This window comes from Sulfitobacter sp. EhC04 (genome assembly GCF_001650875.1).
Taxonomy (GTDB): Bacteria; Pseudomonadota; Alphaproteobacteria; order Rhodobacterales; family Rhodobacteraceae; genus Sulfitobacter.
Genome location: NZ_LXYI01000005.1, coordinates 108,059 through 128,596 on the forward strand (window position 1 = coordinate 108,059; position 20,538 = coordinate 128,596).

The following is a 20,538-nucleotide window of genomic DNA, read 5'->3' on the forward strand; positions in this document are numbered from 1 at the left end:
CGGTTCATCGCACGATTGTCCCGGTCCGGCGCATCTTGCGTTGCAACTGCATGATCCCGTACAGCAGCGCCTCTGCGGTGGGTGGGCAGCCCGGCACATAGACATCCACCGGCACGATCCGGTCACAGCCGCGCACCACGGAATAGCTGTAGTGGTAATAGCCGCCGCCATTGGCGCAGGACCCCATGGAGATCACATAGCGCGGCTCGGGCATCTGGTCATAGACCTTGCGCAGCGCGGGGGCCATCTTGTTGGTCAAGGTGCCTGCCACGATCATCAGGTCCGACTGGCGCGGAGAGGCGCGCGGTGCGGTGCCGAAACGCTCAAGGTCATAGCGCGGCATGGAGGTGTGCATCATCTCGACCGCGCAACAGGCCAGACCAAATGTCATCCAGTGCAGCGAACCGGTGCGCGCCCAGTTGATGATGTCCGCTGTGGAGGTGACAAGGAAACCCTTGTCCTGCAAGGCCGCATTCAGGCTTTGCGTATCGACTTCGCGGTCCGGACCGGCCTTGTAGCTGCCCGGTGTGCCTGCGTCCGTTACTGCCATTCCAGCGCCCCTTTCTTCCATTCATAGGCAAAGCCTGCCGTCAGCACGCCCAGGAACACCATCATCGACCAGAAACCGACCATCGAAATATCCTTGAACGCGACCGCCCAGGGGAACAGGAAGGCAATCTCAAGGTCAAAGATGATGAACAGGATCGAGACCAGATAGAACCGAACGTCGAATTTCATGCGCGCATCGTCGAACGCATTGAACCCGCATTCATAGGCCGACACTTTTTCAGGGTCCGGGTTGCGCACGGCGACGATGACGGCGGCAAGGATCAGGATGGCTCCGAATCCGATGGCCACGGCCAGAAAAACGAGGATAGGCAGATATTCCCGCAGCATGTCGTCCAAGGGGAGGCTCCTTTATGGTGCTGGGCACAGATGCGCCGGGGCGCTCGGGCCAGTCATGGCTTGGCTTCGGGTTTACTCTGCCGTCCCGACAGGGTCAACCAAGGGGCCATGATTTTGGCAGGGCGAAACCGACAGCCGCACGGCGGGATCATCATTGCCTAAACGCCGTGCAGATCGACCAGATCACGCCAGCGGTAAATCGGCTCAAACCCCAGCAGATCACGGGCTTTGGCGATGCTGTAAAAGGTCTCGTCCTCGCCCATCTCGCCCATCACCGGGACGTCCGGATAATACCTGTCCAGCAAGGTCTGTGTTGACAGATCGACGGAATGTTCCGCATTTGCCGCATTGAACACCTGATAGCCCAGACCATCGGTCTGCAAACAGCGCTCGACCATCTGGCCGAGGTCGCGCGCGTCGATATAGGCAAAGATGTTGCGTTCGCGCATGCCGGGGTTTGCGATGAAGTCGGGGAAAAGCGTTTCATATTCATGCGGCTCGATCACATTGTTGATCCGCAGCCCATAGATATTGGCCCCCGACCGGGCCTGAAAACTGCGCGCTGTCGCCTCGTTACAGACCTTGGACATGGCATAGCTGTCTTCGGGCACGGTGGGGTGTTCCTCGTCCACCGGCAGATAGGCAGGCTTGCGCGGACCATCGGCGAAACAGACGCCATAGGTCGTTTCGGAAGAGGCAAAGATGATCTTGGGGATGCGGTTTTTCACCGCCGCGTCGATGACGTTGTAGGTGCTTTGCGTGTTGTTGCGAAAGGTTTCGTTGTCCGACCGCAGCAGGATACGCGGCACGGCGGCAAAATGCACCACGGCGTCAAAGGCAGGCACGCCGCCGCCCGGTTCCAGTTCGGACAGGTTGGCATAGCTTTGCATGACATCAAAAACCTGCCCCGCATCGGTCAGATCGGCGATCCGGTTGTCGACGCCCGCGTGCTCCAGCGGTGCCAGATCGACGTTCAGCACCTGATGCCCCTGCGCCAGAAGGTAAGGCACCACATGCCGCCCGGCCTTGCCAGTGCCGCCGGTAAATAGAATGCGCATCGTTGGTACTCCTGTTTCTGTCAAAGGCCCAACGCATCAGCGCCGGATACGGTTCAGTCCGACGCGGTTCAGGACGCGACCCTGGCCATCCATCTGGCGATCATGTCGTGCTGCACCCGCGCCTGTTCCGCCACGCGGTAAAAGCTCACCAATTCGCGCACAGGCGCGCTGATCTTCTCAAAGCCCGAGATGAAGGCGACGATCACCCCCACCTGGGTTTCCCCCTGCATCACCAGATATCCGCCAAAGATCAGCACCGACAGGGGCCCCAGCGCGTTCAGCAGGTTCAGGGCCCCCTTCAGCGCAAACTTCAGCAGGTTGAAGCGGATGCGGTTGTCAAAGATCCGGTCAAGGATACGCGCGCCTTCCTCCTGCACCGGCGCGTCCATGTCCGAGATCCGGTCGCCAAGCTCGCGGATATAGCCCACCCGCTCCTCCACCAGCTCGTTCAGGCGGCGCTGCAAAAAGGGCGTCAGAATGATCTGCGGCACCATAAAGGCCAGTGCAAACAGCGCGATGCTGGGCTGCACCACGAACATATAGCCCAGCACGCCCAGCAGAATTGCCACATTGGCGCAGGATTGTGACAGCGCCTCTCCCACAAAGCCGCCCAGTTTCTCGACCTCGGAGCCGATGATCGACACCACCCGCCCCTCACTGTCCTGGGTCGTTTCGATCTTGTCGCCATACAGCCCCAGCAGGTGCCGCCGGGTATAGATGTTGGTGCTTTCCGTCAGCCATGACTGATAGGCGCGCAGGGCGAATTTCCCGGCCTGATGCAGGACAATGACAGCCAGATAGGCCAGCCCGAACCGGATCAGCAGCGGGACATTCTGCGTCTCCACCACCTCGTTCACGATGCGGCGCTGCAATTCGATGGGGGCGAGGTTCAGCGCCGCCACGATCACCGCCCCGATACAGCAGCCAACCTGGTGCCAGCCGGTCATGCGCCAGACATAGCCCCAGACCGTGCTGGCGGCACTGTCGTCGCCGGTCAGTTCGACCTCGCGGGGGCTGAAGTAGTCAACAATGGATTTCAATCGTCACTCCGGCATTGCGGTCAGGGTCGCCGTAGAGGTGCGGCAAATGAACGGCCAGCACAAGCAGCGATGGCGGCTCACGCCACCCAGGCCGGTTTGCGCTTGTCAAAGAAGGCACCAATCCCCTCGGCGGCTTCCTCGGTCTCCCAACGGGCCGCAAGGGCTGCGATGGACATCTCCACCGCCGCCTGTGTGGCGGCTCCGCCCAGGTCCAGCGCCAGCGCCTTGGCCGCAGCCACCGCACCCGGCGCGCAGGAGAGGTAAGGTGCCACTTCGCGCTCCACCGCGGCGTCAAGGTCTTCGGCCGCTACGGCACGGGCCAGCAGGCCCAGCGATACCGCCTCTGCCGCATCGAACAGCCGGGCAGACATGAAAACCCGCCGCGCCATGCCTTCGCCCATCCGGGCGATCACGTAGGGGCCGATGGTGGCCGGGATGATCCCCAGCCGGGTTTCGGTGAACCCCATACGCAGGCCGTCCACGCCGATGGCCACGTCGCAGACGCTGGCCATGCCGACCCCGCCGCCGAATGCATTGCCCTGTACACGCCCGATCAACGGCTTGGGCAACCGGTTCAGCGCGCCCAGCATATCCGCCAGCTTGCGCGCCTCTGCCGACCGGGTCTCGGCATCCATGTCACGCTGGTCGCGCATCCAGCCCAGATCGCCGCCCGCACAGAAAGAGGCCCCCGCCCCGGTCAGCACCACCACGCGCACGGCGTCATCCGCCCCCAGTTGCGCCGCCGCCGCCGTCAGGTCCGCCAGCATCTGCGCCGACATGGCGTTGTGCTTGTCGGCGCGGTTCAGGGTCAATGTGGCGACGCCGCGCGCGTCGGTTTCGATCGTGATCGTCTCAGGCATCCACCGCCCCCCGCATCGCCTGCGCCATGGCGGCGGCCTCCTCTACGATGGTCTGGTCGACCCCCGTCTTGTAGCCCAGCGCCAACAGATGCGCATTCACCGCTTCGGTGGCCACATTCCCGGCCGAGCCCGGCGCATAGGGACAGCCGCCCAGGCCCCCCACAGCCGCATCAAAGACCCGCAGGCCCAGCGACAACGAGGTGTCGATATTGGCCATCGCGCGGCCATGGGTATCATGATAATGCCCGGCAAGCCGCCCCACCGGCACCACGTCGCGCACCGCAAGCAACATCCGCGCGATGCTGTCGGGCCTGCCCGCGCCGATGGTGTCGCCCAGGGAAATCTCGTAGCAGCCCATCGAGAACAGCCGGTCTGCCAGCGCCGCCACCGCCCCCGGTGCCACCGGCCCGTCATAGGGGCATTCGACCACGCAGGAGATGTAGCCCCGCACCGGTATGTCCCGGTGCCGCGCATCCTCCAGAATCGGCGCGAAGCGTTCGATCGATTCCGCAACCGAGGCGTTGATGTTCTTGCGGCTGAACCCTTCGGAAGCCGAGGCAAAGATCGCCACCTCGTCCACACCTGCCGCCAGCGCATCTTCGTAGCCGCGCATGTTCGGCGTCAGCGCGGCATAGCGCACCCCCTCGCGACGCGAGATCCCGGCCATCACCTCGCCCGAGCCGGCCATCTGCGGCACCCATTTGGGCGACACGAAAGACGCGCATTCGATGCGCCCAAAGCCCGCACCCGACAGCAGATCGACCAACGCGATCTTCTCCCTTACGGGTATCTCGCGCGCCTCGTTCTGCAACCCGTCGCGGGGGCCGACTTCAAATATCTCACAAGGTCCAAGGCTCATATCGTCCCCTTTCAGGTGTTGTCAGGCACAAACGGGTGCCAACCGGGTCATTCAATCGGCCAGGGCGGATAATAGTCCTTTTCATAGATACCCTCCCCCTGCGGCAAGCTCTCGGCGAAACTCTCGCGCTCGGTGATACGCTCGTACCATTCCGCCACCGCCGGATGTGCGTCCAGCCTGGCAAAGAACTGCGCCATGTACACCGCCTGCCCTACAGAAATATCCACCGCAGAGAACCCGCTGGTCAACAGATAGTCGCGGTTCTCGACCGGCGTCGACAAACGCGCCTCCAGCGCGTCGTAGCATTTGCCGATCCTGGCGGCCTCCAGCTTCATCACGAAGGGGCTGCGCATGTGATCCTCGCGCAGCACGATGTGCTGCTGGGTCAGGGCCGCCGCGTGCTGGCTGATCGTCTCGGCGAAATGCAGCCAGACCAGCCAGGCCATGCGGTCCGGCACCCCCGGCATCCGGCCCAGCCGCTCGGGACTGAAACGCTCGCAGAGGTACTCGGTGATCGCGCCGGTCTCGAACATCCGCTCTCCGTCGATCTCCAGCGCGGGCACGCGGCCCGCAGGCGACAGCGACAGATAGGCCGGATCGCGCAGCGAGCGGTCAAAGGCATAGGTACGGACCTGATATTCCACATCCATTTCGTTGAGCAGCCAAAGCGTGCGCATCGACCGCGTCTGCGGACAGTGATGCAATGTAATCATCTGGGAAACCTCGCATAAATCATCTACCTGCCATCATGGCGCAGGGCGCATTATCGGCCATCAAGGTGCCCGGCGGCAGCGTTCCGATCTGCCGCGTCAACCTTTGCCGCGCGGGCATGCAAGCCGCGCGAAACGCAACCTGCAACCAGCCCCGCCCCGACATCCGCAGCACCGCAATATGCCACGTCATCAACAGGATCGCCGCCATGATTGGCAGCTTGTGACCAGGGACATAAGCGATAACGACGGCAGCCACCAGTGCGACCGGCACCATCCGATCCCCCCGCCACTCCTGCCAACTCACGCGGCGGTTTCCGCCTCTGCCTCCAGCCGGACCAGCGCGGCACCGGCCTCCACCTGGTCGCCTTCGGCGGCCAGCACCTCGGCCACCACGCCGTCGCGGGCGGCCAGCAGGCTGTGCTCCATCTTCATGGCCTCAAGCACCGCCAGCCTGTCGCCTGCGGTGACCTTCTGGCCCACCGCCGCATCGACCAGCCGCACCAGCCCCGGCATCGGTGCCTCGATCAGATTGCCGTCGCCGGTCTTGCCCGCCGCTCGTGCCAGCGGGTCGATCACCTCAAAACCCATGCCATAGCCGTCAAAGACCGTCACCACCGCCCCGGCCAGAGCCACCGACGGGGCCATATGCCCGTCCAGATACCAGCGCCCCGCCCGGCGCTCGGCGCTGACCTCGGCCTCGCCCACCGACCAGGACTGCCGGTCAGGCGACAGCACCCGGACCTTGAGCAGTGTTTCCGCGCCGCCCTGCGCCAGCATCACCTGACGCCGCAATGCACGCCACAGGGTAAACCCGGCCTCGGCCTGCGGTGCCATCAGCCCCAGGGCCGCCATACCTGCCAGCGCCATGTGCCATGGCGCCACCTTGGGGGGTTCGGTCAGCGCCTCGATGTCGCGGGCGATCAACCCGGTGTCGACGTCGCCTGCGGCAAATCCCGCGTGACCCGCCAACGCCCCCAGAAAGGCCAGGTTGGTCACCGTGCCCGCCACCTGCGCGCCCGCCAGCGCCGCGCGCAACCGCGCCAGCGCCACGTCGCGGGTCGGGCCATGCACGATCACCTTGGCAATCATCGGATCGTAGAACGGGCTGATTGTATCGCCCGCCCGCACCCCGCTGTCGGCACGGGTCTGATCGGTGAATTCCAGATGCGTCAGCGTGCCGGTGGCGGGCAGAAACCCTTTCGGCACATCCTCGGCGTAAAGCCGCGCCTCGAAGGCATGGCCGTTGATCGTCAGCGCATCCTGTCCCTTGGGCAGGCTTTCGCCCGCCGCCACACGCAACTGCCATTCTACCAGATCGACGCCGGTGATGGCTTCCGTCACCGGATGTTCCACCTGCAACCGCGTGTTCATCTCCATGAAAAAGAACCCTTCCGCGCGCAGCCCCTCCGAGCCGTCAACGATGAATTCCACCGTCCCCGCCCCGGCATAGCCGATGGCCTCGGCCGCCCGCACTGCCGCCGCGCCCATCGCGGCGCGCATCTCTTCATTCATGCCCGGTGCCGGGGCTTCCTCGATCACCTTCTGATGGCGGCGTTGCAGCGAACAATCGCGCTCGAACAGATGGACGGCCTTCTGGCCATCACCAAAGACCTGCACCTCGATATGGCGCGGCTTGGTCACGAATTTCTCGACCAGCACATCCGAATTGCCAAAGGCGGTCTTCGCCTCGGACCGGGCCGACGCCAGCGCCGCCTGGAAGCCCGATGCCGCATCGACCTGCCGCATCCCCTTGCCGCCACCGCCTGCCACGGCCTTGATCAGCACCGGATAGCCGATCTTCTCCGCCTCCGCCGCCAGCAGCGCATCGTCCTGGTCCGCGCCGTGATACCCCGGCACCACCGGCACGCCCGCCTCGACCATCAGCGCCTTGGCCGCGTCCTTCAGGCCCATCGCGCGGATGGCTTTCGCGGAAGGGCCGATGAACACCAGCCCGGCCTGTTCCACCGCATCCACGAAACCGGGGTTCTCGGACAGAAAGCCATAGCCCGGATGGATCGCCTGCGCGCCCGTGTCCAGCGCCGCCTGGATGATCACGTCACCGCGCAGATAGCTTTCCGACGGTGCCGAGGCCCCGATATGCACCGCGACATCCGCCATGGCCACATGTTTCGCCGCTGCATCCGCGTCGGAATAGACCGCGACACAGCGCACCCCCATGGCCTGCGCCGTCTCCATCACCCGACAGGCGATCTCGCCCCGGTTCGCAATCAGGATCGTGTCAAACATCGCGCATCCTCTCCAATTGATCTCGACTCATCATTTCATTGTTCCTCAAATACCACCGGGGGAGCAGTCGCAGACTGCGGGGGCAGCGCCCCCCGTGCACAGGCGGTGCATGGATTGTGCACGGTCTGTGACTGGCAATGCACAGGCCATGGTCACATCCGGAACACGCCAAAGCGTGTCGGCTCGATGGGGGCATTCAGGCTGGCCGAAAGGCTCAAAAACAACACATCCCGGCTCTTGCGCGGGTCGATGATGCCATCGTCCCAGAGCCGCGCAGCGGCATAAAGCGGATGCGACTGCTCCTCGAACATGTCAATCGTGGGCTGCTTGAAGGCAGTCTCCTCTTCTTCGGTCCAGGTCTCGCCCGCCCGCTCCAGCGCGTCGCGCTTGACGGTGGCCAGAACCCCCGCCGCCTGCGGGCCGCCCATGACGGAAATCCGGCTGTTGGGCCAGGTCCACAGGAACCGCGGCCGATAGGCGCGCCCCGACATGCCATAGTTGCCCGCCCCGAAGGAGCCGCCGACCAGCATGGTGATCTTGGGCACATTGGTGGTGGCCACTGCCGTCACCATCTTGGCCCCATGCCGCGCGATTCCTTCGTTCTCGTATTTGCGGCCCACCATGAATCCTGTGATATTCTGCAGGAAAACCAAGGGGATATTGCGCTGGCTGCACAGTTCGATGAAATGCGCGCCCTTTTGCGCCGCTTCCGAGAACAACACCCCGTTGTTGGCCACGATCCCGATGGGACAGCCCTTGAGATGGGCAAAACCCGTCACCAGTGTCTCGCCAAAGCGGGATTTGAATTCGTCAAAGCGGCTGCCGTCCACCAGCCGGGCAATCACCTCGCGGATGTCATAGGGTGTGCGCAGGTCGGCAGGCACCACACCCAGCAGTTCCGCCGGGTCATAGGCGGGCTCCTCCGGGCTTTCCCATTGGACAGTCGCAGGCCGGGTGCGGTTCAGCTGCGCCACCGCGCGGCGCGCAAGGCTCAGCGCATGGGCGTCATCCTCTGCCAGATAGTCGGCCACACCGGACAGGCGCGTGTGCACGTCGCCGCCGCCCAGATCCTCGGCGCTGACCACCTCGCCCGTCGCCGCCTTGACCAGCGGCGGTCCGGCCAGAAAGATCGTGCCCTGTTCCTTCACGATGATGGTCACATCCGACATCGCAGGCACATAGGCCCCGCCTGCGGTACAAGACCCCATCACCACGGCAATCTGCGGTATCCCCTTGGCCGACATCCGCGCCTGGTTGTAGAAGATCGCGCCGAAATGGTCGCGGTCGGGGAAGACCTCATCCTGGTTCGGCAGGTTCGCGCCGCCACTGTCCACAAGGTAGACGCAGGGCAGATGGTTCGTCTCTGCGATTTCCTGCGCGCGCAGGTGCTTCTTGACCGTCATCGGATAATAGGTGCCGCCCTTCACGGTGGCGTCGTTGCACACCACCATGACCTCATGGCCCTGCACCCGGCCAATGCCCGCAATCACACCCGCACAGGGGGCCGCGCCGCCATACAGCCCATGCGCCGCTGTCGCGCCGATTTCGAGAAAGGGCGATCCGGGGTCCAGCAGGTTCGCCACCCGCTCGCGCGGCAGCATCTTGCCCCGGCTGGCATGGCGCGCGCGCGATTTCTCGCCGCCGCCAAGGGCCGCCGCCTCTGCCGCGGCTGCGACGGGTTCCAGCGCCTTGAGATGGGCCGCTTCGTTGGCCTTGAAGCTTTCGGAAGACGGCAGAGCCTGAGATAACAGTTTCACATCAATTTCCCTTCATGTCGCGAAGCTCCAGCGTGCGCCGGGCCGTCATCACCATCATGCAATTGGCATGGACGATGTTTCGCATAGATCCGTCCTGCCAGCGTGCGTAACCAAGCGCGCATTCCGCATCGCGGAAGGCGATCCAGGCCCGTTGCGCCGCCAGCAAATAGTTCTGAAGCGCCGGATTCTGTGCCCCCAGAACCGCACGGGTGCTCTTGTATTGTTCATTCAGCAAGGTGTCCCAGACCTCTGTTTCGGCCTGGATGCACTGGGTGATGCCCAAAGTGGTATCAAAACCCTGATCCTGGCAGGTGTTCGATGCAGCGCCAAGGCAATCCGGCGACATCTCTCCGGTCGGGGTCTGCGCGAAACAGGACCGGACCGTGCCGCTGTCGACCTGCTGCGCCCAGGCGCCACCGGGCCAAAGCCCATTCCATAGGCCAGACCCGACCATTGCCAAAATCATCATCCGTCTCATTGCCGGGTCTCCTCTGTCGCCATCTGTTTCAGCGCGCGGCGGATCACCTTGCCAGTGACGGTCATCGGCAGTTCCTCCAGAAACGCAATTTCCCTTGGGTATGAGTAACCTGCAAGCCGTTCCTTGACCCAGTCCTGCAATTCCTGTGCGGTCACGCCTGCCCCGTCCTTGCGCACCACATAGGCCTTCACGATCTCGGTGCGCAGCGCGTCAGGCTTGCCCACGACGCCACAGGTGGCCACGCCCGGATGGGTCAGCAGGCAATCCTCGATCTCCGCCGGACCGATCCGATAGCCTGCCGAAGTGATCACATCGTCCTCACGCCCCACAAAGCGCAGGAAATCCCCTTCCCACAGGCCCCGGTCCCCCGTCACCAGCCAATCGCCGCGAAACTTCTCGGCGGTGGCTTCGGGCCGGTTCCAGTATCCCAGCATCATGGAGGCCGATCCGCGCCGCACCGCCACGTCGCCCTCGCCCTCCGTCGGTTGGCCCGCATCGTCGATCACCGCCACCTCATGCCCCGGCACCGCCTTGCCAATACAACCTGCGCGGGCGGGATAGTCCACCCCGCAGCTTGACGCGACCATGTTGCATTCCGTCTGGCCGTAGAATTCGTTGATCTGAAGGCCGAAGGCACCCTGCCCCCAGGCCAGCATCTCTGCGCCCAGCGGCTCGCCGCCGCTGGCGACAGAGCGCAGGCCCGGCAACGCGCGGTCTGCCGCCTTGAGCATCCGCAGGGCCGTCGGTGGAAAGAACACGTTGCGCACATTGCCGCGTGCAATGATATCGGCGCAGCCTTCGGGGCTGAACTTGGCCATCCGCGCGGCCACGACGGGCACGCCCAGCGCAAGGCCGGGCATCAGCACATCGAACAACCCGCCGATCCATGCCCAGTCCGCAGGGGTCCACAGGCAATCGCCGGGCTGGCCAAGGTGATCGTGGCTGATCGCCACGCCCGGCAGATGCCCGGTCAGGACCCGGTGGCCATGTAAGGCCCCCTTGGGCGTGCCGGTGGTGCCGGAGGTGTAGATCAACACGGCGGGGTCCTGGGGCCCGGTGTCGGCAAAATCCACGGACGCACCGTCAATCCCGACCTGCGCTGCGATCCACGGCTCTGCCAGACCCCCGAGCAGATCGGACCCTTCCGCGTCCGTCAGCACGATGGCGCAACCGGCGTCGCCTGCGCGGGCCGCCAGCGCATCCTGTTTGAAAAGCTTGAACAGCGGGACCGAGATTGCACCGATTTTCCAGATCGCCAGATGTGCCGCCGCGCACCAGGGTCCCTGGCTCAGCAACACGCCAACCCGGTCGCCCGGCGCGACACGCGCGATCAGGGCACGCGCGAGACCATCCGTCATCCGGGCCAGTTCCCCATAGCTGACATCGCGCCGCCCCGGCCCGGTCAGATCGACAATCGCCAATGCATCCGAAGGCCTTGCGAGACATTGTTCGGCCATGTTCAACCGCTCGGGCAGGTCCCACGATCCATCCTTGCGAAGCCCTTGCAGGTCCATCACGTCAACTGCTCCGGGTTTACCATTCCGATCCAGCCACAATCGGCCTTTGGCAGAGCGCTGACATCAGTCATTGCCCAGCTCCCTTTGAAGTTGCCCAAGCTCCCGATCCAGAAAGAAAGAGGTGATCGAACGGATGATGACCAGCAAAAGCAGGAATATCAGGTCGGTAAACCGCAGGCTGAGCGCGGTGTGGATCACGTCCGACACGATAAACAGCTCCAGACCGGCCAGGATATAACGCCCCAGTTCGACCCGCTCGCGGTTGGTGCGGCGCACCCGGTCGGCACCGCGGCGTGCAATCTCTGCCAGCGTCACCCCGAGGATGAAGCGCGCGGCACCAACCAGCAACAGCGCGATGGCCGCCAGATCAATGAAGGTGGCGCACCACTCCAGCACCACGACAAGGCCGTGCAGGTGGCCATGCAGAATGCCGCTCTCCGCTTCGAGGTCGATCAGGCTGTCCATTCCGGTCGCTCCCTTGATACGTCACTCATGCATCAGGCCCTTCTGGCAGGGTGATCAGCCGCCCGGCGCGGTCCACCGGGTAAATTACCGCATCGCCGCAATGCACCTCGATCCAGACCTGCGCCGCGCGGCCCGGCAAGGCGACGCAATCGGACTTTTGCCCGGCATGGTCGGCCACATATCGCGCGGCAAAATGGTCGATCACATCCGTCTCCGTCATATGTGCGGCGATCCAGCCCTGCCGGAACAGCAACAGCCCCGCCAACAGTGTCAGCACCGCCAGTGGGGTCCACCACAACCAGCGCGGCATCGCCTAGCTCATTACCGCCATCATCTCGCGGCCCACCAGCATCCGCCGGATTTCCGAAGTGCCCGCGCCGATCTCCATCAGCTTGGCATCGCGGAAGATGCGCGCCACGGCCGTGTCGTTCAGATAGCCCGCACCGCCCATCGCCTGCACCGCCTGATGGGCCTGCACCATCGCCTGTTCCGATGCATAAAGACAGCAGGCCGCCGCATCCTGGCGGGTCACATTCCCCCGGTCACAGGCCTGCGCCACGCTATAGACATAGGCCCGCGCCGAGTTCATCGCCGTGTACATGTCCGCCAGCTTGCCCTGCATCAGTTGAAAGTTCCCGATCGGCTGGCCGAACTGCTTGCGCTCGCTCACATAGGGCATGACCTCGTCCAGGCAGGCCGCCATGGTGCCAAGGCCAATGCCCGCCAGCACCACACGTTCATAATCCAGCCCCGACATCAGGACCGCAACGCCGCGCCCCTCTTCGCCCAGCACGTTTTCAAACGGCACTTCCACATCGTCAAAGACCAGCTCACCGGTGTTCGAGCCGCGCATCCCCAGCTTGTCCAGGTGATGCGGGGTGCTGAACCCCTTCATGCCACGTTCGATCAGGAAGGCCGTGATGCCCCTGGACCCGGCCTCCGGGTCCGTCTTGGCATAGACCACCAGAGTCTCTGCATTGGGCGCATTAGTGATCCAGTACTTGTTGCCCGACAGGCGGAAATGATCGTTGCGCTTTTCCGCACGCAGTTTCATCGACACCACGTCGCTGCCAGCCCCTGCCTCTGACATGGCCAGCGCGCCGACGTTCTCGCCCGAACAAAGCTTGGGCAGGTATTTCGCCTTCTGCTCCGGCGTGCCGTTCAGCCGGATCTGGTTGACGCAAAGGTTGGAATGCGCCCCGTAGGACAAAGAGACCGAGGCAGAGGCGCGCGCGATTTCTTCCACCGCGACGACATGGGCAACATAGCCAAGGCCGGAACCGCCGTATTCCTCGTCTACGGTCATGCCCAGAAGGCCCAATTCGCCCATCTCGGTCCAAAGCTCGGGCGGAAAGTCGTTCCTGGCGTCGATCTCCGCCGCCATCGGTTTGACCCGTTCCTGCGCCCAGCGGTGGATCATCTCGCGCAGTGCCGCGACGTCTTCACCCAAATCGAAACTCATACTCGCGTTGAACATCTTCGCCTCCCCCAAGGTCATTTATTGAACGCACGTTCATTACTTACGCTCCGCCCGTGGTTGCGTCAAGCCTCTGTGCTTCGGGAACCCGGCTCCCCTTCCGGTCGTTGGGCGGTAACAGCACAGCAATGTGAGCAAAGGATACAGCAATGACAAACGATCTGAGAAAGGAATTCTGGGACAGGATGGATGACGTCCGTTCCGGCATGCTGGGTGCAACCGGGGCACGCAGCGTTCCGATGAGCCACTTTGTTGATGACGACACACCGGGGACCCTGTGGTTCATCACGGCAAAGGGCACCGACATCGCCAAGTCGGCCGCATCGGGCGCGGAGGCAGAGTATATTGTCTCCAGCAAAGACGAACACCTTTATGCACGCATCCATGGCCGTATCACCGTCTCGCAAGATGTTGCGCAGCTGGACGACATCTGGAATGCCTTTGCCGCCGCCTGGTTCGAGGGCGATCAGAACGACCCCGACATTCAACTGGTCCGCATGGACCTGTCGGAAGCCGAAGTCTGGATGACCGATGGCAATCTCAAGTTCCTGTTCGATGTCGCCAGGGCAAATGTGACCGGCAAGAAACCGGACATGGGCCAGCACGGCACCCTCACATTCTGACAGGTCGAATGGGCAGGCCCTGCCGCCTTCCCTCAGGCCTTCTGGAAGACCGCGCTCACCTCTGCCCGGATGATCCGCGCGATCAGCGCGCAATCGTCCAGCGAGAAGGTCAGCGGCACCCGCATGTCGATGATGCCTGCCAGCACCGCATCGCTGGCGGGCATTTTTTCCGACGACACGTAGCGCCATGAATCGTAGCGGCTGGTAAAGCCCACCGGCTCTGCGGCCCCGAACCATTTCAGTTCAACCCCGCGCGCCAGACAGCGGCGCAGAACCTCTGTGACCCCGTCTGCCTCCCAGCCCGCCAACAGGAACTGGATCGAGGATCCCACGATGGTTTCTTCGGCGGGGCGGTCGATGACCGTCAGGCCCGGCGTGTCCCGCAGACCCGCCTCTATCGCGTAATAGCGTTCATTCCAGCGCGCACATTGCCGGTCCAGATCACGCAACTGGGGCCGCAGGATCGCGGCGCGCAGATTGTCCATCCGACCCGAGACATTGGGGGTCTCATAGCGGATCGTCTCGAACGCCTCTTTCGGCGGTCCGGCGCGGTGGCTTTCATAAAGCATGTAAGAGCCCGACAGCATCACCGCACGGGCGGCGACCTGCGGATCGTCAGTCACCAGCAGCCCCCCTTCGCCGGCGTTCATGTGTTTGTAGGTCTGGCAGGAATAACAGCCCACCTTTCCGTGCGTCCCCGATGGCACACCCTTCCAGGCGGCCCCCATGGTATGCGCGCAATCCTCGATCACCGTGATCCCATGCGCGTCGCAAAGCGCCATCACCGCTTCCATGTCGGCAAGATGGCCGCGCATGTGGCTTAACAGCAGAACATCGGCCTGACCGGCCTTTGCCGCCAGATCCTCCAGGTCGATCACAAGCTGCGGCGTCACGCCCACAAAGACCGGCAGCGCGCCGATGGCGGCAATCGCCCCCGGCACCGGGGCCAGCGTAAAGGCGTTGGTCAGCACCCGGTCGCCCGGCCCGACACCAATCGCACGCAAGGCCGTGCTCAGGGAATAGCCACCGGAGGCCACCGCGAGACAATAACGCGCGCCAACCTTGGCCGCGAATTCCTGTTCCAGCAAAACGGTCTGCGCCACCTCGCCGGGGGCGGTGTTATAGCGGTGCAACCGGCCCGAGCGCATGACGGCAACCGCCGCCTCGATCCCCTCTTCGGGGATCGGCTCCTGCTGGGTGAAACTGCCGCTGAACACTTCCGTCACGCCGCAGCACCCACCAGGTCCAGGATGATGTCATGCAGATCGTCATAATGGTTCAGCAGGGCCTCGGGCTCCAGCGCCGCCATGTCCCCCCCTGCCGGTCCGAAAGTGACCAGCACACAAGGCACGCCCGCGTTGCGCGCGGTGTTGCGGTCGGTGTCGCTGTCCCCGATCAGCACGCAAAGCGCCGGGTCGCCTCCGGCACGGCGCGCGGTCTCGAACAGATGTTCCGGGTCGGGCTTGCGCACCAACAACGTATCTGCCCCCAGCATCGCATCGAAAGCCTCGCGCACCCCCAGCCGCGTCAGCAGCGTCTCGGCCAGCCCCTCGGGCTTGTTGGTGCAGATCGCCACGCGGTAGCCTGCGCGTTTCAGCCTTGCCACCGCCTCCATCGCGCCGGGATACAGGGTGGTGTGAGTGTCGATGTTGCGGGCATAGGCCTCAAGCAGCTTGGGGTAACAGGCGTTGATGGTGTCCATATCCCCGGCCCGTCCCAGCCGCCCCATCCCCAGCGTCAGCATCGCCCGTCCGCCACGCAACGCGGTGCCCGCATCGGCCACCGGGTCCAGCAGATCGCCTGCGCCCATCTCCCGGAAACAGGCATTCGCGGCGGCAATCAGATCGCCGCTGGTGTCCGCAAGTGTCCCGTCCAGATCGAAAATAACCGTCTTCATGCCACCCCCGTTTGCGCGGTTCCCCGCCCGCGCTTGTTGCAAGCCGCAACCTATCTTGATGCCCGCCACCCTTGCGCCTTTGTGCGTAGGGGGTAAAGAGAATGCAAGGTAGAGCATAAAGAGAACGATATGAAAACGTCACTGATCATCCTTGCCGCAGGCAAAGGCACACGGATGAATTCGGACCTGCCCAAGGTCCTGCACCCGATCGCGGGTGAGCCGATGCTGATCCATGCGATGGAATCGGGCCGCGTGCTGGAGCCGGAACACACCGTCATCGTCGCGGGCCACTGCGCCGATCAGGTGCGCGCCGCCACTCTGGCCCATGACCCCGAGGCGATCGTGGTCGATCAGCAGGAACAGCTTGGCACCGCCCATGCGGTCGCCCAGGCCCGCCCGGCGCTGGCGGGGTTCGACGGCATGGCCGTGGTCCTGTACGGCGACACTCCCTTTATCCAGCCCGAGACCCTGGAACGGATGCAGGCCGCGCAGGCACAGCATGACGTGGTGGTTCTGGGCTTTCAGGCCGCCGATCCCGCCCGCTATGGCCGGCTGGTGATGCAGGGCGACAGGCTGGAACGTATCGTCGAATTCAAGGACGCAACAGAGGCAGAGCGCGCCATTACCCTGTGCAACTCCGGCGTGGTCGCCGCCCGTGCGGAGCTGCTGTTCGACCTGATCGACGCGGTCGGCAATGACAATGCCGCTGGCGAATATTACCTCACCGACATTGTCGGACTGGCCCGCGCGCGGGGGTTTAGCGCCACCGCAGTCACCTGTGACGAGGCCGAGACCCTGGGCGTGAACTCCCGCGCCGATCTGGCCCTGGCCGATGCCGCATTTCAAACCCGCGCCCGCGCCGCCCTGCTTGAGGATGGCGTGACCCTGATGGCCCCGGAAACCGTCTATCTGGCGCGCGACACCATCATCGGGCGCGACACGCTGATCGAACCCAACGTGGTCTTTGGCCCCGGCGTCACGGTCGAATCCGGTGCCACGATCCGGGCCTTTTCGCACCTTGAAGGCTGCCATGTGTCGCGTGGCGGCATCGTCGGGCCCTACGCCCGCCTGCGCCCCGGTGCGGAATTGGCCGAAGACGTGCGCATCGGCAACTTTGTCGAAATCAAGAATGCGCAGGTCGCCGAAGGGGCCAAGATCAATCACCTCAGCTACGTCGGCGACGCCTTTGTCGGTGCCGGTGCCAACCTTGGCGCCGGGACGATCACCTGCAACTACGACGGCGTGATGAAACACCACACCCATATCGGCGCGCGCGCCTTCATTGGCTCCAACACCATGCTGGTGGCCCCGGTCAACATCGGAGACGGCGCTATGACCGGCTCCGGCTCGGTCATCACATCGGACGTGGAGCCGGATGCGCTGGCGCTGGCCCGTGCGCCACAGGTCGAAAAACCCGGCATGGCACGGAAATTGTTCGAAATGTTAAAGGCCAAAAAGGCCAGAATGCAGCGAGGCAGCTGACTATGTGCGGAATTGTAGGGGTCCTGGGCAACAACGAAGTAGCACCCATCCTGGTCGAGGCGCTGAAAAGGCTTGAATATCGCGGCTATGACAGCGCCGGGATCGCCACCGTCAACAGCGGCACGCTCGACCGGCGCCGCGCCGTGGGCAAGCTGGTCAACCTGTCGGACCTGCTGGTGCATGAGCCCCTGGCCGGGAAATCCGGCATCGGCCATACCCGCTGGGCCACCCACGGCGCGCCTACCGTCAGCAACGCGCACCCGCACCGTGCAGGCGGCGTGGCGGTGGTTCATAACGGCATCATCGAAAACTTCCGCGAGTTGCGCGAGGAACTTGCAGGCCAGGGCGTCAGTTTCGTGACCGAAACCGATACCGAAACCGTGGCCCTGCTGACCCAGCACTACATGGCACAGGGGGCCGCCCCGGCGGCGGCAGCGAAACAGGCCTTGTCCCGGCTGACCGGTGCCTTTGCCCTGGCCTTCCTCTTCGATGGCGAGGACGACCTGATGATCGCAGCGCGCAAGGGCTCTCCGCTGGCCATCGGCTATGGCACGGGCGAAATGTTCGTGGGCTCCGACGCCATCGCGCTGTCGCCCCTCACCGACCGGATATCCTATCTGGAAGAAGGCGACACCGCCGTCATCACCCGCACCTCCGTCCTGATCACCGACAGCACCGGGGCGGTCGTGCAGCGCCCGATCAAGACGATCCAGATCGACAGCACCCGCACCGACAAGGGCGGCCACAAGCATTTCATGGCCAAGGAGATCGCCGAGCAACCCGGCGTCCTGGGCCAGGCCCTGCAACATTACCTCAGCAATGACGGGCAGATCCACCTGCCCGGCGACGGGCTCGATTTCTCCAGGATCGAACGCATCACCATGGTCGCCTGCGGCACCGCGTTCTATGCCTGCCTGACCGCGAAATACTGGTTCGAACAGATTGCCCGCATCCCCGTCGAAGTCGATGTCGCCTCCGAATACCGTTACCGCGAACCCCCTATCACCTCTGGCACCCTGGCGATCTTTGTCAGCCAGTCGGGCGAAACCGCCGATACCCTGGCGGCGCTGCGCTATTGCGCGGGCAAGGTGGATACCATCGCATCGGTGATCAACGTCCCCGAAAGCTCCATCGCGCGCGAAAGCGACCTTGCCCTGCCGATCTATGCGGGCGTCGAGGTCGGCGTCGCCTCGACCAAGGCCTTCACCTGCCAGCTGACAGTGCTGTTCATGCTGGTCCTGAAAGCCGCCCGCGATCGCGGCGCGCTGGATGACGCCGCCCTTGCCGATCACATCCATGCCCTGCGCGGCCTGCCTTCGGTGATCAACACCGCATTGGAGCAGAACCCGGCCATGCGCGACACCGCCTACAAGCTTTCAACAGCCCGCGACGTGCTGTTCCTGGGCCGGGGACAGATGTACCCGCTGGCGCTGGAGGGCGCGCTGAAGCTCAAGGAAATCAGCTATATCCACGCCGAAGCCTATGCCTCCGGCGAATTGAAACATGGCCCCATCGCGCTGGTGGACGAAGATGTGCCGGTGATCGTCATGGCCCCGCGCGACGCGCTTTTCGACAAGACGGTCAGCAACATGCAGGAAGTCATGGCGCGCAAGGGCAAGGTGATCCTGATCTCCGATGCCAAGGGTCTGGCCGAGGCCAGCGAAGGCACCTGGTCCTGTATCGAAATGCCTGCCATCGCCGATGCGCTGGCCCCGATCCTCTATGCCCTGCCGGCACAGCTTCTGGCCTATCACACGGCGGTGGCCAAGGGCACGGACGTGGACCAGCCCCGCAACCTCGCAAAATCGGTGACGGTGGAATAATGGCAAAGCAGTTTGACAGCATAACCGACGACCACAAACGCTTCATCGAAGCCCAGCATATGTTCTTTTGCGGCACCGCTGCCGAAACGGGCCGGGTGAACATTTCGCCCAAGGGCATGGACAGCCTGCGCGTGCTTGGTCCCCACCGGATCATCTGGCGCAACCTGACAGGGTCGGGCAATGAGACCGCCGCACATCTAGGGAAAATCAACCGCATGACCCTGATGTGGTGCGGGTTCGAGACGCGCCCGATGATCATGCGCGCCTACGGGGCGGCGCGCACCCTGCATCCGCGCGATGCGGATTTCGCAACGCTCAACACGCATTTTCCGCCGAGCGACGGCGCGCGCCAGATCTACGACATGACCGTCGAAATGATGCAGACCAGCTGCGGCTATGCCGTGCCGTTCTACGACCACAAAGGCCCCCGCGACACGCTCGAAAAATGGACAGAAGACCGCGGCGCGGATGGCATCGCTACCTATTGGCGGGATCGCAACCAGCACACCATCGACGGGCTGCCGACCCATATTCTTGGCGACGCGGATGCATGAACCCTACCTGGCCGCGCTGGAAGCCCTGGGCGACGCTGACCGCGCCGCCCAGATGCGCGCCTATCACAAGGTGGACCGCCCCTACCTTGGCCTGACCAATCCGCAGATCAACGATCTGACGACCACCTGGCGCGCCGAAACAGACGCACCCGCCCGCGTCGCCCTGGCCGATGCCCTCTGGCAGACCAACATCTACGAGGCGCGCCTTGCCGCCGCCAAGCTGCTGACCCAGGCGCGCATCCGCCCCGATGACGCCGCCGCATGGGACCTCATCGCCTCCTGGACCCCTGATTTCGACAGCTGGGCCATCGCGGATCACGCCTGCATGGCAGGGGCCAAACGCCTGACCAGCGACCCCAGGCGCCTTGATACCGTGGCGACATGGGTCACCAGTGACCATATGTGGACCCGCCGCGCCGCCCTTGTCGCCACCCTCCCCTGGACCAGGCAGAACCACCCGAAACCCGATGAACTGACCCAACGCGACCGCATCCTGGGCTGGGCCGCAACCCTCGTGCACGATCATCAATGGTTCATCCAGAAAGCCATCGGCTGGTGGCTGCGCGATCTGTCGAAACACGACGCCCCGCGCACCCAGACCTTCATCGACACCCACGGCACCGCGATGAAACCCTTCGCGGTAAAGGAAGCCCTGCGCCACCTGAAGAAAACGACCTGAATCATCCCTGGTCTGGCGCCGCCCTTGCTTGAGAACGTCAGGGCGCCAGACGACCGGATTGCCAAGCACAATCGCCGAGGGGCCCCCGCAGGGGGAGACGGCT

The 20,538-nt window shown here is 64.1% G+C and carries 22 protein-coding genes; 5 read left to right on the forward strand and 17 right to left on the reverse strand.

The annotated features are described in order from the left end of the window. Positions 1–4: 4 nt before the first annotated feature. The 15 genes from A8B82_RS02445 to A8B82_RS02515 form a co-directional block, all read right to left on the reverse strand. Positions 5–550, reverse strand: a complete 546-nt coding sequence (locus A8B82_RS02445; RefSeq protein WP_067287805.1) for a NuoB/complex I 20 kDa subunit family protein — start codon at positions 548–550, stop codon at positions 5–7. Continuing rightward, positions 541–906, reverse strand: a complete 366-nt coding sequence (locus tag A8B82_RS02450; protein ID WP_067287807.1) for an NADH-quinone oxidoreductase subunit A — start codon at positions 904–906, stop codon at positions 541–543. Before A8B82_RS02450 ends, A8B82_RS02445 begins: the two co-directional genes overlap by 10 nt. 158 nt (positions 907–1,064) lie before the next feature. Next, positions 1,065–1,964, reverse strand: a complete 900-nt coding sequence (locus A8B82_RS02455) for an NAD-dependent epimerase/dehydratase family protein (RefSeq protein ID WP_067287809.1) — start codon at positions 1,962–1,964, stop codon at positions 1,065–1,067. A gap of 68 nt (positions 1,965–2,032) precedes the next feature. Then, positions 2,033–3,004 carry an ABC transporter transmembrane domain-containing protein gene (locus A8B82_RS02460; protein ID WP_235604599.1) on the reverse strand — a complete coding sequence of 324 codons (972 nt, stop codon included), beginning with the start codon at positions 3,002–3,004 and terminating at the stop codon, positions 2,033–2,035. Between the two features lie 77 nt (positions 3,005–3,081). After that, entirely contained in the window at positions 3,082–3,864 is a 783-nt protein-coding gene (locus tag A8B82_RS02465) for a crotonase/enoyl-CoA hydratase family protein (RefSeq protein WP_067287811.1), read from the reverse strand. Then, positions 3,857–4,723, reverse strand: coding sequence for a hydroxymethylglutaryl-CoA lyase (locus A8B82_RS02470; protein WP_067287812.1), 867 nt, complete (start codon positions 4,721–4,723; stop codon positions 3,857–3,859). Before A8B82_RS02470 ends, A8B82_RS02465 begins: the two co-directional genes overlap by 8 nt. A 47-nt stretch (positions 4,724–4,770) precedes the next feature. Continuing rightward, positions 4,771–5,436, reverse strand: a complete 666-nt coding sequence (locus A8B82_RS02475) for a glutathione S-transferase family protein (RefSeq protein WP_067287814.1) — start codon at positions 5,434–5,436, stop codon at positions 4,771–4,773. A 19-nt stretch (positions 5,437–5,455) separates the two neighbouring features. Then, entirely contained in the window at positions 5,456–5,740 is a 285-nt protein-coding gene (locus A8B82_RS24125) for a hypothetical protein (RefSeq protein WP_161489408.1), read from the reverse strand. Beyond that, positions 5,737–7,683, reverse strand: a complete 1,947-nt coding sequence (locus A8B82_RS02485) for an acetyl/propionyl/methylcrotonyl-CoA carboxylase subunit alpha (RefSeq protein WP_067287817.1) — start codon at positions 7,681–7,683, stop codon at positions 5,737–5,739. The genes A8B82_RS24125 and A8B82_RS02485 overlap by 4 nt, the downstream gene beginning before the upstream one ends. Before the next feature lie 152 nt (positions 7,684–7,835). Continuing rightward, entirely contained in the window at positions 7,836–9,440 is a 1,605-nt protein-coding gene (locus A8B82_RS02490) for a carboxyl transferase domain-containing protein (protein ID WP_067287819.1), read from the reverse strand. 1 nt (position 9,441) lies between these two features. Further along, positions 9,442–9,918 (reverse strand): lysozyme inhibitor LprI family protein, encoded by a 477-nt coding sequence (locus A8B82_RS02495; protein WP_082899098.1) that lies wholly within the window; start codon positions 9,916–9,918, stop codon positions 9,442–9,444. Then, on the reverse strand, positions 9,915–11,432 hold the full coding sequence (locus A8B82_RS02500) for an AMP-binding protein (RefSeq protein ID WP_067287823.1): 1,518 nt from the start codon (positions 11,430–11,432) through the stop codon (positions 9,915–9,917). The genes A8B82_RS02495 and A8B82_RS02500 overlap by 4 nt, the downstream gene beginning before the upstream one ends. Positions 11,433–11,498: 66 nt before the next feature. Then, a complete protein-coding gene (locus tag A8B82_RS02505) occupies positions 11,499–11,900 on the reverse strand; it encodes a DUF1622 domain-containing protein (protein WP_067287825.1) in 402 nt (133 codons plus the stop codon). A 25-nt stretch (positions 11,901–11,925) separates the two neighbouring features. Further along, positions 11,926–12,210, reverse strand: coding sequence for a hypothetical protein (locus tag A8B82_RS02510; protein WP_067287827.1), 285 nt, complete (start codon positions 12,208–12,210; stop codon positions 11,926–11,928). A 3-nt stretch (positions 12,211–12,213) separates the two neighbouring features. After that, on the reverse strand, positions 12,214–13,377 hold the full coding sequence (locus A8B82_RS02515) for an isovaleryl-CoA dehydrogenase (protein ID WP_067287930.1): 1,164 nt from the start codon (positions 13,375–13,377) through the stop codon (positions 12,214–12,216). A 149-nt stretch (positions 13,378–13,526) separates the two neighbouring features. Between A8B82_RS02515 and A8B82_RS02520 the strand changes: the two genes are divergently transcribed. Beyond that, complete coding sequence (locus A8B82_RS02520) at positions 13,527–14,000, forward strand: pyridoxamine 5'-phosphate oxidase family protein (RefSeq protein ID WP_067287829.1); 474 nt, start codon at positions 13,527–13,529, stop codon at positions 13,998–14,000. A gap of 32 nt (positions 14,001–14,032) precedes the next feature. Here the strand turns inward: A8B82_RS02520 and A8B82_RS02525 are convergent, their stop codons facing one another. Continuing rightward, complete coding sequence (locus A8B82_RS02525) at positions 14,033–15,226, reverse strand: DegT/DnrJ/EryC1/StrS family aminotransferase (protein ID WP_067287831.1); 1,194 nt, start codon at positions 15,224–15,226, stop codon at positions 14,033–14,035. After that, entirely contained in the window at positions 15,223–15,897 is a 675-nt protein-coding gene (locus A8B82_RS02530; protein ID WP_067287833.1) for an HAD-IA family hydrolase, read from the reverse strand. Before A8B82_RS02530 ends, A8B82_RS02525 begins: the two co-directional genes overlap by 4 nt. A 129-nt stretch (positions 15,898–16,026) precedes the next feature. Here A8B82_RS02530 and glmU point away from each other — a divergent pair, with 129 nt between their 5' ends. From glmU to A8B82_RS02550, 4 genes are read left to right on the forward strand one after another with little or no spacing between them, the layout of a single operon-like run. Continuing rightward, a complete protein-coding gene (glmU, locus tag A8B82_RS02535) occupies positions 16,027–17,379 on the forward strand; it encodes a bifunctional UDP-N-acetylglucosamine diphosphorylase/glucosamine-1-phosphate N-acetyltransferase GlmU (protein WP_067287834.1) in 1,353 nt (450 codons plus the stop codon). Positions 17,380–17,381: 2 nt separating this feature from the next. Continuing rightward, positions 17,382–19,202 (forward strand): glutamine--fructose-6-phosphate transaminase (isomerizing), encoded by a 1,821-nt coding sequence (gene glmS / locus A8B82_RS02540; protein WP_067287836.1) that lies wholly within the window; start codon positions 17,382–17,384, stop codon positions 19,200–19,202. After that, entirely contained in the window at positions 19,202–19,756 is a 555-nt protein-coding gene (locus tag A8B82_RS02545; protein WP_067287837.1) for a pyridoxamine 5'-phosphate oxidase family protein, read from the forward strand. Before glmS ends, A8B82_RS02545 begins: the two co-directional genes overlap by 1 nt. Next, positions 19,749–20,435, forward strand: coding sequence for a DNA alkylation repair protein (locus A8B82_RS02550; protein WP_067287839.1), 687 nt, complete (start codon positions 19,749–19,751; stop codon positions 20,433–20,435). The genes A8B82_RS02545 and A8B82_RS02550 overlap by 8 nt, the downstream gene beginning before the upstream one ends. Positions 20,436–20,538: the final 103 nt, after the last annotated feature.